General features: G+C 33.8%; 12 protein-coding genes. 3 read left to right on the top strand and 9 right to left on the bottom strand.

Annotated elements, in window-relative coordinates; translation table 11 throughout:
* Positions 1–133 precede the first annotated feature (133 nt).
* A complete protein-coding gene (rho, locus tag IRZ83_RS12585; RefSeq protein WP_194569218.1) occupies positions 134–1,954 on the top strand; it encodes a transcription termination factor Rho in 1,821 nt (606 codons plus the stop codon).
* 186 nt (positions 1,955–2,140) lie between these two features.
* Here the strand turns inward: rho and IRZ83_RS12580 are convergent, their stop codons facing one another.
* The 6 genes from IRZ83_RS12580 to IRZ83_RS12555 form a co-directional block, all read right to left on the bottom strand.
* The gene (locus IRZ83_RS12580) at positions 2,141–3,163 is read right to left on the bottom strand and encodes a M28 family peptidase (protein WP_194569216.1); all 1,023 of its coding nucleotides are present in this window, start codon (positions 3,161–3,163) and stop codon (positions 2,141–2,143) included.
* 7 nt (positions 3,164–3,170) lie between these two features.
* Positions 3,171–4,163: a DUF3667 domain-containing protein gene (locus IRZ83_RS12575; protein ID WP_194569213.1), complete on the bottom strand. Its 993-nt coding sequence runs from the start codon at positions 4,161–4,163 to the stop codon at positions 3,171–3,173.
* A gap of 175 nt (positions 4,164–4,338) precedes the next feature.
* The gene (locus IRZ83_RS12570; protein WP_194569211.1) at positions 4,339–5,112 is read right to left on the bottom strand and encodes a dienelactone hydrolase family protein; all 774 of its coding nucleotides are present in this window, start codon (positions 5,110–5,112) and stop codon (positions 4,339–4,341) included.
* A gap of 101 nt (positions 5,113–5,213) precedes the next feature.
* Positions 5,214–7,415, bottom strand: a complete 2,202-nt coding sequence (locus IRZ83_RS12565) for a penicillin acylase family protein (RefSeq protein WP_194569209.1) — start codon at positions 7,413–7,415, stop codon at positions 5,214–5,216.
* 2 nt (positions 7,416–7,417) lie between these two features.
* Complete coding sequence (locus tag IRZ83_RS12560) at positions 7,418–8,239, bottom strand: cyanophycinase (protein ID WP_228520690.1); 822 nt, start codon at positions 8,237–8,239, stop codon at positions 7,418–7,420.
* A gap of 74 nt (positions 8,240–8,313) precedes the next feature.
* A complete protein-coding gene (locus tag IRZ83_RS12555) occupies positions 8,314–8,766 on the bottom strand; it encodes an Lrp/AsnC family transcriptional regulator (RefSeq protein ID WP_029273007.1) in 453 nt (150 codons plus the stop codon).
* 223 nt (positions 8,767–8,989) lie between these two features.
* Between IRZ83_RS12555 and rocD the strand changes: the two genes are divergently transcribed.
* Together rocD and IRZ83_RS12545 are read left to right on the top strand one after the other, a co-directional pair.
* A complete protein-coding gene (gene rocD, locus IRZ83_RS12550) occupies positions 8,990–10,243 on the top strand; it encodes an ornithine--oxo-acid transaminase (protein WP_029273008.1) in 1,254 nt (417 codons plus the stop codon).
* 252 nt (positions 10,244–10,495) lie between these two features.
* The gene (locus IRZ83_RS12545) at positions 10,496–10,951 is read left to right on the top strand and encodes a DUF1810 domain-containing protein (RefSeq protein WP_029273009.1); all 456 of its coding nucleotides are present in this window, start codon (positions 10,496–10,498) and stop codon (positions 10,949–10,951) included.
* Between the two features lie 320 nt (positions 10,952–11,271).
* Here IRZ83_RS12545 and IRZ83_RS12540 read toward each other — a convergent pair whose 3' ends face one another.
* The 3 genes from IRZ83_RS12540 to cysK form a co-directional block, all read right to left on the bottom strand.
* Positions 11,272–12,666, bottom strand: a complete 1,395-nt coding sequence (locus IRZ83_RS12540) for a RagB/SusD family nutrient uptake outer membrane protein (RefSeq protein ID WP_194569205.1) — start codon at positions 12,664–12,666, stop codon at positions 11,272–11,274.
* Between the two features lie 11 nt (positions 12,667–12,677).
* A complete protein-coding gene (locus IRZ83_RS12535; RefSeq protein WP_029273011.1) occupies positions 12,678–15,662 on the bottom strand; it encodes a SusC/RagA family TonB-linked outer membrane protein in 2,985 nt (994 codons plus the stop codon).
* A 458-nt stretch (positions 15,663–16,120) separates the two neighbouring features.
* On the bottom strand, positions 16,121–17,032 hold the full coding sequence (gene cysK / locus IRZ83_RS12530; RefSeq protein ID WP_029273012.1) for a cysteine synthase A: 912 nt from the start codon (positions 17,030–17,032) through the stop codon (positions 16,121–16,123).
* Between the last annotated feature and the right edge of the window lie 43 nt (positions 17,033–17,075).

Genomic DNA, 17,075 nt, shown 5'->3' with positions numbered 1-17,075 from the left:
GTATGATTAAATTTTATTCGTATTATTGCATCATAATACCGTAAGCACTTCATACTGCGGTCAATTGAAATCATTTATCTACCTATTCTTTTTACAGTATTTCCTTTAAAATAATTAAATTCATAGAACATTCATGTTTGATATTTCTGCATTAAAAGAAATGAAGCTTTCTGAGCTTCAAGAAATAGCTAAGTTAGCTAAAACTATAAAGTTTAATGGCGTTAAAAAAGAGGCTCTAATCAGTCAGATTTTATCGCATCAAGAAGCGACTGTAGAACCGCCGGTTACTGCTGTGGCTAATACGGAAATAGCTGACGATAAACCAAAAAGAGCCAGAATAGCTCCTGTAAAAAAAGCAGCTATTTCAAAAAATGCTCCGGTTTTAGAATTTGATAAAGTAGAGGAACAAGCTCAAGAAGAAAAAGAAGTACCAGTAGTTTCAAAACCAAATTCAAAAATTCAAGCGGCTCCAAAAGTTCAAGAAACGGCAGAAACTGCACCAATTGAGAAAAAAGGTCCGAAAATCGTAAAGTTCAATAAATCGGCTTACGAGAAAAAAGTAGCTCTTCAAAAAGAAAAAGAAGCAGTAAAAGAGGTTAGTACTGAAGAAGCTGCAGAAGAGGCAGAAACGGCACCGCCAGCTCCAACAGCTGAAAAAATAGAACAGCCTGCCCCGGTTAAAAAGCCTAATCCAAATCAGAATAAGAATCCAAACCAAAATCCGAATCAGAATCCAAATCAAAATGGGAATGTAAACGGAAACGGAAATGGAAGCAATGGCAATCAAAACCCAAATCATAAAAATAAAAAGAATAATTTCAGAGATTCAGATTTTGAATTTGACGGAATTATCGAAAGTGAAGGCGTTCTTGAAATGATGCCCGACGGTTACGGATTTTTACGTTCATCAGATTATAATTATTTAGCCTCTCCAGATGATATTTATTTATCAACTTCACAAATAAGATTATTTGGTCTTAAAACCGGAGATACTGTAAAAGGAGTGGTTCGTCCTCCAAAAGAAGGCGAGAAATTTTTTCCGTTAGTTCGTGTACTTAAAATTAATGGTCACGATCCTCAAGTAGTTCGCGATAGGGTTTCTTTTGAACACTTGACACCAGTTTTCCCTTCAGAAAAATTTAAATTAGCCGAAAAAGGCAGTTCAGTTTCAACTCGTATTATCGATTTATTTTCTCCAATAGGAAAAGGACAGCGTGGTATGATTGTCGCACAGCCTAAAACAGGTAAAACAATGTTGTTAAAAGACATTGCAAATGCGATTGCAGCAAATCACCCTGAAGTTTATCTTATTGTTCTTTTGATTGACGAGCGTCCTGAGGAGGTTACAGATATGCAAAGAAGTGTAAGAGGAGAAGTTATTGCTTCTACATTTGATAGAGAACCGCAAGAACACGTAAAAATTGCCAACATTGTTTTAGAAAAAGCAAAACGTTTGGTAGAATGCGGGCACGATGTAGTAATTCTTTTAGATTCAATTACACGTTTGGCAAGAGCTTACAATACAGTTCAGCCAGCTTCTGGAAAAGTATTAAGTGGAGGTGTTGATGCGAATGCATTGCAAAAACCAAAACGCTTTTTTGGAGCAGCAAGAAATGTAGAAAACGGAGGATCTTTAAGTATCATAGCAACTGCATTGACTGAAACAGGTTCTAAAATGGATGAGGTTATTTTTGAAGAATTTAAAGGAACCGGTAATATGGAACTTCAATTGGATCGTAAAATCGCTAATAAGCGTATTTTCCCTGCAATCGATCTTACTTCTTCAAGCACGCGTCGTGATGACTTACTATTAGACGAAAAAACGTTACAAAGGATGTGGATTATGCGTAAATATTTATCAGATATGAACCCAGTAGAATCTATGGATTTTGTAAACGAACGTTTCAAGAAAACAAGAAATAATGAAGAGTTTTTGATTTCTATGAATGACTAAAAGCAAGGTACAAAGGTACAAAGGCTCAAAGTTGAAGAGGTTTTCTTTTAGGAATCTATCAATATATAAAAAAAGGGATGAGTTTTAAAACTCATCCCTTTTTGCTTTTTATCTCAGAGACTTATTTATGAGAACTTTATGTTTTTTTTTAAACCTCTAACCTCTGCAACTTTGAGCCTTGGTCCTCTATTTAATCGGTTTATCAACTACTGGTCTAGCATCTCTATTTGCTAATTCCCAAGCAATAACAAAAGCTAACTGCGCTCTTTTTGTTAAAGCATCGTATTCAATTTTTTGAGGTTCATCACCTTTTCCGTGGTAATCTTCGTGAACTCCATTAAAAAGGAAAACAGCAGGAATTCCGTGTTTTGCGAAGTTATAATGATCAGAACGCTCATAAAAGTGGTTTGGATCTTTAGGATCATTAAATTTAAAATCTAAATCTAATTTGGTGTATTTTTCGTTTTTGGCTACTGTAATATTGTGTAATTCAGTTGATAAACGGTCAGCTCCAATTACATAAACATAATTATTAGTATTAGCATGTTCTACGTCGCGACGGCCAATCATATCAATATTGATGTCAGTAATCGTGTTAGCGATAGGGAATAACGGATTTTCAGAATAGTATCTTGATCCGTGCAAACCATGCTCTTCTCCAGTTACGTGAAGGAATAAAATGGAACGTTTTGGTCCGTGTCCTTCTTTTTTGGCTTTTGCGAATGCTTTTGCAATTTCCATAACAGCTACAGTTCCAGAACCATCGTCATCTGCTCCATTATACACTTCTCCGTTTTTAATTCCAACGTGATCATAATGTGCTGAAATTACTAAAACTTCATCTGGTTTCTCAGACCCTTCAATAAATGCCCAGATGTTTTCAGAATCTGGTAAATTTTCATTGCGTCTTGCATTCAAAAAAGCTGCAGGAATATGCTGGTAGTAATCTGTTGCTCCTTTAGGGAAAGAAATTTTATTTTTTTTGTATTGCTCAATCATGTAAAGACCCGCTTTTTTTTGTCCTTTCGAACCTGTATCACGGCCTTCCATTTCATCAGAAGCAACAACGTATAACATTGTTTTTAAGTCATTAGATGTAATAGCGTTCATGTATTTAGTTGGGTCTGAATTGTCTTTAGAGACAACCGACTGTGCATTTTTACATGAAAATGCGGTGGCAATTAATAGTAGAATTACAATTTTTTTCATTTGTTGTTTAGTGTAAATTAAGGAATATGTATAATACATAGAAAATAAGTAAAAGTAGAATAAAAAAGGAGTTTATAAAGAATAAGATCACGCTTTTAACAAATGAAACAAATCTGCTTTCTCCATAAAAACGGTGATGTGCCGGATAAAAGTAGTAACACATCCAGATTATTCCAACAAAATTTATGATATCAGCTACAAATGCAATTGGGCTGATTGCTCCAATTGTTTTGTTTACAATAAATAATATAAGAAATATTAAGAGCAAAAATGAAAAATAATGCAGTGTAAAGATACCGTGATCAAAATAATACCACTTCTTTTTATTGTGGAAAATCCATAAAAAGAAGGCGAAAAACGGCATTATAATGAAGAGTATTTTTGGAATATTATGTATAAAGGATTCAATAAATTTTTCAATGATTTCGGCTTTGGTGTTGTTCTCCGTCACGTGTACAGCCTTTTCGTAGATCCAATATTCAAAATCGGTAAATTTTTCTTTTGGTTTTCCGTATTTCTGAATCGAATCAATTTCTTTCATTGAATCTAGTTTAAAATAGGACTTGTCAATTGTTTTTGACTGTAAATATGACTTTTCATTCCATTTTTTATGTTCTTTTGTGTTTGCTTTCTCGAAATTAGACGTAATTTCCTTTTCACTTTTTGCCAGGTTCTCAGTTACATGGCTTGGAAACATAGCAATTAAAAGAAAAGTAATAAAACTGATAAAAATATAAAGTCGCACTGGAGCCAAATAAGACAGTCTTTTTCCAGAGAGATATTCTTTGGTTAATGTCGAAGGTTTAAAAAGTAAGTTTTTAATGGTTTTCCAAAAGGCATTTTCATAATGTGTCAAATCTTCAAAAAAATGAATGAACAAATGATGAAATGTTTTTCTGCTATCAGTATTTTCCTGTCCGCAGTTGGGGCAGAATTTTTGTTCGACAACATGCCTGCAATTCAAACAGGTTTTGTCTTTTCTAATGGGACTATGTGACATTGGTTAATTCGTTGATTTTGATTTGGTTTAGTATGGTTTTTTTTTATGCCCGCAGTTGAAACGGATTTAATCGGATTTACGCTGGTATCTTATCACTGCAGATTTTTTTGTTGATTATGAGTAAAATCTGTGCAAACCAGTTTAAATCCGATTAATAAGTCTTCTATCAGCAAAATTATTTTTTCAAAACTTCATTCAAGAAAAGCTGTAAATGTTCGAATGATCTTTTCGCAGCTACTGGATTATAAGCTGCGCCTTTGGAATTATCGCTTCCTGCTTCTGGATTTGTAAAAGAGTGAACAGAATCTGCATAATAGATCATTTGCCAATCGGCTTTAGAATCGCGCATTTCTTGTTGAAAAGCAGCAACTTCTTCTTTAGAAACATAAGGATCATCAGCTCCGTGGCAAATTAAAACTTTAGCAGTAATTGGCGTTGCTGGTCGTGAAGCATCTTTGCCTAAACCGCCGTGAAATGATGCAACTCCCTTTACGTTCAAATGTCCGCGTGCCGCTTCAAGAACTCCCGTTCCTCCAAAGCAATAACCAATAACAACAATATTATCTGCATTTGCTCCAGATTTGATTAATTCCTGTAATGCAGCGTCGATTCTTTTTTGATACGCTTCAAAATTAGTTTTATAGAAACCAGCCTGTTTTCCTGCTTCAGCAGTGTTTTTTGGATAATTTCCTTCTCCATAAATATCAGCTATAAAGACATGATAGCCTAATTTCGATAAATTCTCTGCAATTCCTTTAGAGGCGTTGTCAATTCCGAGCCACGCAGGCAAAAGTAAAATACCAGGGTTTTGACTGCTTTTTTTAGCAGCTTTTATAGACAAACCGTTCAATACCTGACTTCCGTCGGCATATTTTACGGGTTTTAGTTGTGCATTTATAATGTTAGAAAACAGTATAGTAGCAAAAATAAGAAGGGTCGAATTTTTCATAGTGGTACAATTTTAAACAAATATCAGAAATATTATGTTACAAAAAAACCTCGAAAGACAATTCTTCCGAGGTTTATTTAAAGTGATTTTTCTGGCTAAAATTATTCGCCGGGATGATATGTTTTTTCGGCATGTTTTTCTACATCTTCCTTATAGAATAAAACGTCTTTAAATTGACCTTTTTGGTACATTTCTGCTTGATCTGTAAAATGTTTTGAGTTTATATCGCCGCTGTTCCCGCCAGCCAATAATGATTTTGCTTTTATTTTAGGGCCAAATTCAACGGCGCAGATAAAACTGTTTCCGTTATAGCCGTAACGTTTTTTTGAACCATTTTGGTAACTGCTTTTAAAAGAGGGCAGACTTCCCCAAGATCCTGGACCAAAACCAATTGGCAAGCTTGGCCTAGCATCGTCATATTTTAAATCAATATCACCGCTTGAACGCTGAAAACGGTTGATTTCGCCCCAGGCAACTTGCCAAGTTCCCCATTTCGATTTTAAGTCTTTTATAACTGCCTGCAATTGCGGAATAAGCTGACTTACTGTAGCATTTTTAGCAAAATTTTTAGTGTTTTCAACCTGATCTAATTCTCCTTCATCTATATAGGCTTTTAAGATAATCGGATCTAATTTATATGCCCATTCAATAGCTAATGTGGTTGCAACTGAATTTTCTTTAGCGTAATAATCCCAATTTTTTAGAATTGAAATTGGTTCTTGTAGTTCTAAATATTCGGCTGAATCTGGTTTTATATTTTTTTCAAAAACATTAATTAAACTCGGAATCAAAATTTCAAAAATTGATAATTTCGAATCATAACCGTCTGCAATAACTTTGTCTAAAGTATATTTGTTGTCTTTGCTGAAGATTCGAACGGCATTTATTCCTCTAAAATTTTCTCCGTCTGGCGCCATATAAGGTACATAATTTTCTTCTTTCGGACTGTTTTCTCCTGCAACACTATATGGAGTTGAATTGCAGTTTTGTAGCCAGCCGTTTGCCGGATTGTACAAATGAACCGTTTCATCAACTTCGTGCAAACCTTTCCATTGAGTCGAAGAAATAGAACCGTCAACCACTTTTGACCAATTAAGGTTTTTGTCCCGGATCGGAATAAAATTGCCATGCCAATACGCGATATTTCCTTTACTGTCAGCATAAACGGTATTGTTAGAGGTGTTGGCTTTTAAATCCATTGCTTTTTTGTACTCTTCAAAATTGGTGGACTTTGTTCGCACCCAGCTTTGAATCAAACTTGCCATCGAGCGGTTATTTGATTTCAGGCTAATCCATTTTCCGTCGCGTTTGGCCATGATCGGACCGTTATTTGTAGCGTAAGTTTTGAATTTTTTTGGAATTAATTTTCCGTTTTCTGTATAATTGATTGTGATTTCTTTTTCGATTACCGGCAAAAGTTTACCATCAAATTCGTAAAACAATTTATCGTTTTTATTGGTGATTTTTTCTGCGTACATATCAGCAACATCAACATTTGATGAAGTATGCATCCACCCACAATCATCATTAAAACCTTGGTAAATAAAAAATTGTCCCCAAGTTACAGCGCCATAAACATTGAGGCCTTCGTTGCTTGTAATCTGAACTTCAGGTCTAAAGTAAAAAGTCGTGTGCGGATTAATATATAAAATTGCATTTCCGTCAGCTGTTTTTGATGGGGCAAAGGCAAATCCGTTTGAGCCGGTCTGCACATATTTTTCTCTTTCAACATAAGCAACTTTATCAGTGTTGCCAGAATAAAAAGCCTTCAGTTCTGCAGTAGAAAGATCAGCAGTACTTATTGCACCAATACTTCCGTCTGTCCAAAGCAGCGGAAACCACGGTTCAAAATGCGTTAAAAGTGCTGGTTTAACTTCAGGATGTTTGTATAGATAAAAGTTGATTGCATCAGCATAACTGTTTAAAAGTTTTTTGAGCCATGACGGCGCTTTTTTATAATCGGCTTTTGCTTCATCAGCGTCGATTAAAAGTTTAATTTCTAAATCATTATATAAAACAGACTTTCCTTTTATTTCTGAAAGACGTCCTAGCTTTTCAATATAATTCATTTCAATTCGCTTAAAATCGTCTTCGCATTGCGCGTAAAGCAATCCAAAAACAGCATCAGCATCGGTTTTTCCGTAAATATGCGGAATGCCCCAATTGTCTCGAATTATAGTAACTTGCTGTGCTAGTTTTTCTAAGCGATTGACTTCTTTAATGTTGATTTTTTGGGCTGAAATCTGAAAACTGATACAGCAAAACAAAAAAGTTAGCTTTACTATTTTAGAATAAGTAAACATAATTATTTGATATTAAATTTTTGACCAGCCGTGTAAATGCTCATTTCCAGTTTTTCAATTGAAATCAAATTGTTTTTCTTGGATTTTGAAACTCCTTTTGGATTTCGAACCACAATAACTTCGCTTTCGCCAGCCACTTCAATCTGATTATTTCGAACAATAATTGCGGTACTCTCATCAATACCAATTCCAGCTAAATCAGGAAATTCAACCAATGCCGAAAGTAAGCGATTGTAACGGTTTCTCTTTAAAAAATGCTGATCAATAACGGCGGTTTTCAGTAATCCTAAACCTTCAGAAGTTTCTAAATTATCGTATCTAATATTGTCAAAAGTACCTGAATATTCTTTTTGAAGTTTTTGATTTCCGGTAATCATTTTTTCAGACATTACAGCTGCGCCCGCACTCGTTCCAGAAATCGTACTTCCGTTTTCATACGCTTTTTGTATCGCTGTTTTAACTGGAGTATTGTTTATAACCGCCATAAATCTGGTTTGATCGCCACCGCTTATAAAAATAAGTTTTGCTTTTTGAACCGAATCTGTTAGAACTTTATTTTGAGCTGTTGCGGCAGTGAAATTCAGCATCACAATTGGGTTTGATGTGAGTTTTACCATTTGAGTTTTAAAAAAGATAAACGCACTGTCTGGTTCCTCACTCGACATGGGCAAAACCACGATATAATCTTTTTTGTTTAATTCGGCTGTAGCCAAAACTTGTTTCATTAAATCATCAGAACGATTTCCGCCGCCAATGATAAATAATTTTCCTTTTGGATTTTGTGCCTGAAGTAAGCTGCTCACAACTAGGAGTGAGGCTATCATAATTTTTTGCAAAGAAAATGGTGAAAAAAGGTTTTTCATGGGTGAAGTTTGACGTAATTAAAACTGATTTCTAATTATAATGTGATGTTTCTTTTAAAAGCACAGCCCAATTCAATGATAGAATCAGTTTTGGCAATTCCGGGGATGCTGTCGATTTTCTCGTAAAGAATTCTTCGCATATGTTCGTGATTTTTTGCAATAATTTTGATGTACAAAGTGAAAGAACCTGTTACATAATAACATTCGGTAATTTCAGGAATATCTTTTAAAGCTTCGATAATACGATCAGAATCAGAATCTTTATTCAATGTAATACCGGTAAAAGAAGCCCAGTCGTACCCAATATTTTTTTCCTGAATAATGGGTTTAATACCTGCGATTACGCCTTGTTCGATCATTCTATTAATACGCTGGTGTACCATCGTATTTGATATTTTCAAATTGGCAGCAATTGCAGAAAAAGCCATTCTTCCGTCTTTTTCCAATTCCTTAATTATATTAATATCAAATTCGTCTAATATTTCCATTCCTTTATATTGAATTATAATTTCTGTTTTTAAGATTCATAAAAGTAATTATTTTTTTTAATAAAAGGCGATTAAGCCGTATTTATCCAATTTTTAGAATTGATTTTTTTAAAGTATTAAAAGTTTAATTTGACTTATTTAGTTAATTAAAAAGTCAAAATATTGTTTTTTATGCTTTAAATTAATATTTTTTGATACTTTTGTACTTTAAAAAATACAGATCATGATTCAAACAGAAAAAGGACTTTCATCAAAATCAGAAATTTTGATCGAAAAAGAAAATAAATATGGAGCTCATAATTATCATCCGCTTCCGGTTGTATTAGAAAGAGGAGAAGGTGTTTATGTCTGGGATGTAGACGGGAAAAAATATTATGACTTCTTATCAGCTTATTCTGCGGTAAATCAAGGTCACTGTCACCCAAAAATTGTGAAAGCGATGGTAGATCAGGCACAAAAACTAACGCTGACCTCTCGTGCTTTTTACAATGATAAATTAGGAAATTATGAAGAATTTGTAACCAAGTATTTTGGTTTTGACAAAGTACTTCCGATGAATACCGGCGCAGAAGCTGTTGAAACAGCATTGAAAGTCTGCAGAAAATGGGCTTATGAAGTAAAAGGGATTCCAGAAAATCAGGCGCAGGTTATTGTTTGTGAAAATAATTTTCATGGAAGAACAACAACAATCATTTCATTTTCTAACGATGAAACTGCCCGTAAAAATTTTGGCCCGTTTACGGATGGATTTATAAAAATAGAATACGACAATCTTGAAGCTCTTGAAAAAGTTTTAGAATCGTCTAAAAATATTGCTGGATTTTTGGTTGAACCAATTCAGGGAGAAGCTGGAGTTTATGTTCCGTCAGAAGGATATTTAGCGAAAGCAAAAGCGTTGTGTGAAAAACATAATGTTTTGTTTATTGCAGATGAAGTTCAGACCGGAATTGCGCGCACCGGAAAATTATTAGCCGTTCATCACGAAAATGTACAGCCGGATATTTTAATTTTAGGAAAAGCCATTTCTGGAGGTGTTTATCCGGTTTCAGCAGTTTTATGTAATGACGAAATTATGAATGTCATTAAACCAGGACAGCACGGCTCTACTTTTGGAGGAAATCCTGTTGCGGCGGCTGTTGCGATTGCAGCTTTGGAAGTTATAAAAGATGAAAATCTTGCTGAAAATGCAGAACGTTTAGGAATTATTTTAAGAAAAGGATTAAATGAAATTGCAGAAAGGAACAACTTAATTACACTTGTTCGCGGAAAAGGTTTATTAAATGCAATTGTAATTAATTGTGGAGAAAACTCAGATCTAGCTTGGGAAATCTGCTTAAAATTTAGAGACAACGGATTATTGGCTAAACCAACTCATGGAAATAAAATTAGATTGGCACCGCCATTAGTAATGACAGAAGCTCAAATTCACGAGTGTCTTGAAATTATTGAAAAGTCATTAAACGATTTCAGATTATAAAATAAAATTAAACATTTAAACAAACAGCTGCAAGATTATTTCTCTTGCAGCTGTTTTTATATAATTTCAATAATGCAGGTATAAATTATGTAACAAACGACATAAATTATATAAAATTAAATTGAAGATCAGAAGTAGTTTTGAATGTCCTTATAAGTGAAAATAAAATTGAATTATAAACATCAAATTTATGTTGAAACTGCGCGGGACAGATACCAAAAACCTGAATTATAAACTTAATGTAATTTAACCATGTCGTACGCAAATAATGATATAACACGTTTTTTAGATGCACAAAACAAACTTTATCTAACTGCTTTCTCAGAACTTAAAAAAGGGAAAAAACAAACGCACTGGATGTGGTTTATTTTTCCTCAAATAAAAGGTTTAGGAAAAAGTACTATTGCTAATTATTATGCTATCGCAGATGTTAAGGAAGCAGAAGCTTTTCTAAATCATCCTATTTTAGCAAAGCATTTAATTGAAATTTCACAATTACTTTTAAATTTTAAGACTAAAAAATCTATTGAGACTATTTTAGGAGAATTGGATGCACGAAAATTACGTTCTTCAATGACTCTTTTTTCTCAAACAGAAAATGCTCATCCGATATTTCAGGAAATATTAGATACATTTTATTCAGGTTATGCAGATCCAATAACATTAGCGCTTACAGCATCAACTGTAGAAATTGCTATGGCTTCATAATTTAATTAAGCTTTTTAAAAAATAAAAATTATAGATTTTATATTAATTTTCAACTTTACTTTTTTTTATAAAATCAGCAAAAAAAACCATTCATGGGGGTGAATGGTTTTTTTAGTTTATATAAGTTCCGGATTAACTTCAGTGATCTTGATTTTCCGTAATTTTTTTGTTCGTATCCATGTCTCTTAAAGGAATTGAGAAAACTGCATTAATTCAGAACTATCTCCGTTGCCTATTAATATTCAACTTTACTTTTTTATAAAATGAGCAAAAAAAAACCATTCATACATGAATGGTTTTTAGTTTATATAAGTTTTGGATTAACTTCCGTAACCTGGGTTTTGTGTAATCTTTTTGTTCGTATCCATTTCTCTTAAAGGAATTGGGAAAACTAAAGTAGGATCGTTGTAAGGAATTAGTAATGACCCATTTCCGTTTACATCAATAGATCCTTTTGTTCTCTTTAAATCGTGAATAGCAAAACCTTCCATACCTAGCTCTAATTCGCGTTCTCTTAATATAGTTGGCAATGTTAATACTGCAAAATTTACAGCATGAGCACGGTCTCTAATTAAATTGATATCATTTAAAGCAGTATCTCCAACAGCAGTTCCTAATCTAAAGTTAGTTTCAGCTCTTATCAAATACATTTCAGCCAAACGAATAATACCTACATCTCCGTATTGATTTGTATATTTTGAAGTCAATAATCTTCCGTTGTCTTCGTTTACGTAATTAAAATTAGCTCTAACGTCATTATCAGGATCATCAAATTTGTTAAGGTAAGTACCTCTAAGTTCAATATCACCCCCACGGCCTCCGTTTCCTTCAGACGCGTACATTACTACAATTTCATTTTCTCCTGTTTGTTTGGTAATTTGAATTGCAAAAATATCTTCGCTTTGATTTTCATCATGATTAAATGCATTTGCATAATTCGTAGACAATGCTCTTCCGCTGTCCTCAATTACTTCACTTGCAGCATCTCTTGCAGCAGCATAATTTTGCTGTTGCAGGTATACTCTCGCCAATAGAGCCTTTGCGGCATATTTATCAGGATAAAAACTGTTTTCTGCAGGAAGTCCGGCATAAGCATCGTTTAATTGTTTGATAATTAAAGCATAAACTTCTTCAACACTGCTTCTTTCTGCAGACAGGTCAGTATTAAAATCATAAATAGCTTTTGGTCTGATAATAACACCTAATTGTGTATTTTGTTTTCCTGCCTCATATGGCAGCGCAAAAAAGCGAACTAAATCAAAATAAGCTAATGATTTCAAAAAGTTAGCCTCGGCTACCATTGTTGTTCTTTTCTCTTCACTAGATACTTTATCTACATTTTCGATAACTGTATTTGCTGCATTAATGATTTCGTAGTTACGAGCATAAATTTGTCTCACAAAAGCATTGTCTACCAATACAGATTTGGTATACATTTGTCTAAATTCTGCGTAAGTTCCTCTCCATCTAAGGTCGGTTGTACTGGTTACGCCGGTTTGTGCCATCAAATCACCAGATACCAAACTTCTTCCTCCAAAAACATCAGCATCTGCGGCAATTGCATACGCTCCGTTTAAAATGTTTATAATACCAGTTTCAGTACTCAAAGTAATTTGTGAATCCTGATTTTGTCTTGGTTCTATTTCTAATTCATTTTCACAACTTGATATAAAAGCTGTGAAAAGTATAAATAAGATAAATTTATATGATTTCATTTGTGTCATTTTTAAAAATTAATATTTACACCTAAAGCAACTGTTCTAGCAGGAGGAGCAGAGTAGAATTCTTCTCCGATTCCCGTATCATCTCTTCTGGCTTCAGGATCATAACCGTTGTAATTTGTAAAGGTTAAAAGGTTGACACCAGTTGCATAAAAACGAACACTGCTAATTCCAGCATTTTTTAATGTAGTTTTCGGCAGTGTATATCCTACTGTAAGGTTTCTTAAACGAATAAAATCAGCTTTGTCAAGGTATCTTGTAGATTCACCTGTTCCGTTGCTTCCGTATAATCTCGCTTGCGGTACATTTGTGATATCACCAGGATTTTGCCAGCGGTTTAACTGATCAGTAGTTTGGTTATCAAAATAATCTGCTGCTGCTGATTGGTATTTTCCAGCAGAGTTATAAATACTTGCTCCCCATTCTCCTTGAAAGGTAAATGAAAAATCAATTCCTTTATAATTTATTGTATTTGTCAAGCCAGCCATTAACTCAGGGAACGGATTTCCAACAATAGTTCTTTTAGCTTCGCTGTAATCATTAGTTGTTGATTTGTCTAATGTTCCATCAGCATTTACTGTGTTTTTATAATATAAAGCATCTCCGTTAGCAGGATCAACTCCAGCATATTCAATTAAATAGAAAGATGAAATATTTTCTCCAACTCTATTAATAGTGAAAGTAGAAACAATATCTTGGCCATTTGGCATTGATAAAACTTCAGATTTGTTAGTTGTTATATTAAAACTAGTATTCCATTTAAAGTTTTCATTGTCAACGTTTCTAGTATTTACTGTAAACTCAAAACCGCTGCTTTTTACTTTACCGATATTTTGATTAATTGTTGTAGCTCCAGAGCTAATTGCTAAAGGAACAGCAAACAATAAACCATCAGTAGTTTTGTCATAATAATCTGCTTCGATGCTGATACGGTCAAACAAACCGAATTCTACACCAAAGTCTACTTGAGTTGATTTTTCCCAAGTTAAATTGTCATTTCCAGCCTGATCAAAAGTAAGCCCTGATTTTAGATTGTAAGGATCAGCGCCGTATAACTGACGTGATGCAAAGTTACCAATTTCAGCATTTCCTAACTTACCCCAGCTTCCTTTTAATTTTAAGAAAGATAAAGTTTTGTTGTCTTTTAGGAAACTTTCTTCTGAAAGAATCCAACCAGCAGAAAACGCTGGGAAAATTCCGAAACGCTCATTTTTTCCAAAACGAGAAGAACCGTCACGACGAATACTTGCTTTAAACAAATATTTATTGTCGTAAGAATAATTTAATCTGCCAAATTGAGACACAAAAGTGTAGTTTGTTTCATTTCCAGCACCGGCATTAACTTCTGCTCCGCCATCAATTGTCTGGAAAGAATCATCTGGGAAATAAATACTTGTAACAGATTGGAATCTACGGCCATATTTGTTGAATTCCATACCCGCAACGGCATTAACGCTGTGTTTTTCAGCAAACACTTTGTCGTATGTAAGGTAGTTACTCCAGATATAGGTTTCATTGTTTACAGAAGTTGCATATACTTCACCATCTGTTGCCATAAATGGAGCATTTTTACCTTGCCAGTAATCTTCTGTTTGAGATAAAAGGTCGTATGAAAAGTCTGAATTGATTTTTAAAGAAGGTATAATTTGGTATTCTGCAAAAACTTTACCTGTAACTCTTCTCATAACCGTTTTCCAAAAAGAATTATCAGCCGCTAACAAATAGTTGGCATATAGTGTATTTGGATTAGCAGTTCCGTCCTCTAAACGAGCAGGAGATAATGGCGATTGTGCAACAGCCTGAAGTGGTGTAGTAAAAGAGTTGTCATCTTGAACACGATCGATTACCGATCTTGAAAAGCTTAAATTCATTCCGATATTGAATTTATCAGAAACTTTGTGCGATACATTTGTTCTTGCTGTAATTCTTTCCAATTCATTGCTGTCAATAATACCAGTAGTATTATTATAAGCACCAGAAAAGAAATATTTTGTTTTTGCATCGCCTCCAGAAGCAGAAAAATCTACATCTGTTGCTAGACCAGTTTGAAAAGCTTGATCTTGCCAATCTGTATTTACAGCTCTATTTCTCCAGTCAGTTCCCTGAGCAAGAAAATCGAAAGTGCTTTCTGCCTCTGCAGCATCACCAGTTCCGTTGATAGAAGCTTCTGTAAATAAGTCAATATATTGATCTGCGTTAAGCCATTTCTTTTTATGAGTAGCTTCGCTGACACCTTGAGACATGTTAAGAGAGAAAGTTCCTTTTCCGTCTTTACCTTTTTTCGTAGTGATAATTACAACTCCGTTTGCACCTCTCGCTCCATAAATAGCAGCTGAAGAAGCATCTTTTAAGACATCTATCGATTCAATCTCATTAGGACTTAGTGTAATTAAAGGGTTTGTTGGCGCACCATTAGTAGATTCGTTTGAAGTAACTAACGGAATTCCATCTAAAACATATAAAGGCTGAGTTCCTGCACTAATACTTGCAGCTCCTCTAACTCTAATGTTCATTCCTCCATCAACTTTACCATTTGTTTGTGTAATTTGAACCCCGGCTAATTTACCAACTAAAGCATTTTGTACGTTGGCAACGGGAACTTGCTGAATATCTTTTGCAGTTACTCGGGCAATATTATCTGTTGATTTTCTTTTAGTTTGTGTTCCATATCCAACAACTAAAACAGCTTCTAGTTCGTTTGATGACTCTTCAAGAGTAATCGTCATTGAAGCTCTTGCTGGAATTTCTATTGTTTTCATTCCTAAGTATGAAATTACTAACAGCTGGCCACTTTTTGCATCAATTGAAAATTCACCATCAAAACCAGTTTGTGTACTTTGTTTTGTTTCTTTTACAATAATATTTGCTCCAGGTATCGGAAGCCCTCTTTTGTCTGCAACTATTCCAGTTACTTTAATTTCTTGCGCAATTGTTAATTGAATAAATAATACAAATAACATTACCAAAAAACTCTTAGAATTAATTTTCATGTGTTATCACGTTTTGGTTAGTGTTTTCCAAATATCTTAAATTATTGTTAAGTTTTAAGTGTTTGTTAACAATAAATATAACACAATTGAGCACTTTTGTATTATTTGCAACATTGATATTGAATAATGGGATTATTTATAATAATTAAGTGTTTTTATTGTGTATTATTTAATTATAAACTTGATTGTTCTTATTAATTGTGCTGATTTAACAATTTTAGTTATATAATTACGATGTTTTGTGATTTTAAATTAAATTTTCCGGAATATGTATTTATTAAAAAACCAGAAAACGATTGTTCGGGAAAACAATCGCTTTTGGCTGTAATTACTTAAAATATCAAAAAAGTAATTATTATTCATAATTTAATTACTGCAATACATTTCATAAATACTGTTATTGTTTTTGATCTTCATTTTCTTTCAGGTTATTTTTTTGTAAAATTATTTTATTACATCTAGTCAAATAATTCATCTACGGATAAATATCTTTCTCCTGTATCGTAATTAAAAGTAAGAATTACCGAATTTTCTGGAATATCCTTTAATTTTTTTGCAATGGCAGAAAGAGCTGCTCCGGTCGAAATTCCAGCAAAAATGCCTTCTTCCTTGGCTATTCTTTTTGTAAAATTGTACGATTCATTTTTATCAACCGTTATAATTTGATCTACATATTCACGATTAAAAACTTCTGGAATAAATCCTGCACCAATTCCCTGAAAAGGATGAGGCGCCGGCAAACCACCACTTAAAACAGGAGACAGAGCAGGTTCTACAGCAAATGTTTTAAGATTCGGAAAATGCTGTTTTAAAATTTTTGAAACTCCAGTAATATGCCCGCCAGTTCCGACGCCAGTTATCAAGTAATCAATGCCATCTGGAAAATCTGCTAAAATTTCTAAAGCAGTAGTTTTTTCATGAATTTCAACATTTGCCTGATTTGTAAATTGCGATGGCAAAAACGAATTTTTAATAGTTGCTGTCAATTCTTTGGCTCTTTCTACTGCTCCAGAAGTTCCTTTTTCTCTTGGCGTCAAAACAAACTCAGCACCATAAGCATTCAAAATTCTTCTTCGTTCAATGCTCATCGATTCTGGCATTACCACAATAACTTTATAACCTTTAACTGCGGCGACTAGTGAGAGCCCAATTCCTGTATTTCCCGAAGTTGGCTCTATAATAGTGGTTTCTTCATTTATAAGTCCTTTTTTCTCTGCATCTTCAATCATGGCCAAAGCAATTCGATCTTTGATGCTGGATCCTGGATTTGATTTTTCTAATTTAATCCAAACCTCATGCGATTTAAAAAGTTTGTTTAATCTGATGTGAGGCGTGTTTCCTATAGTTTCTAAAATGTTTTGATATTTCATATTGATTTTGATATTTTTAAAATAGTTAAAATTCGTGGCAAAA

Source organism: Flavobacterium sp. JLP, assembly GCF_015350755.1.
GTDB lineage: Bacteria > Bacteroidota > Bacteroidia > Flavobacteriales > Flavobacteriaceae > Flavobacterium.
Note: the sequence above shows the minus strand (reverse complement) of the source record. Positions and strands in the feature narration are given on the sequence as shown.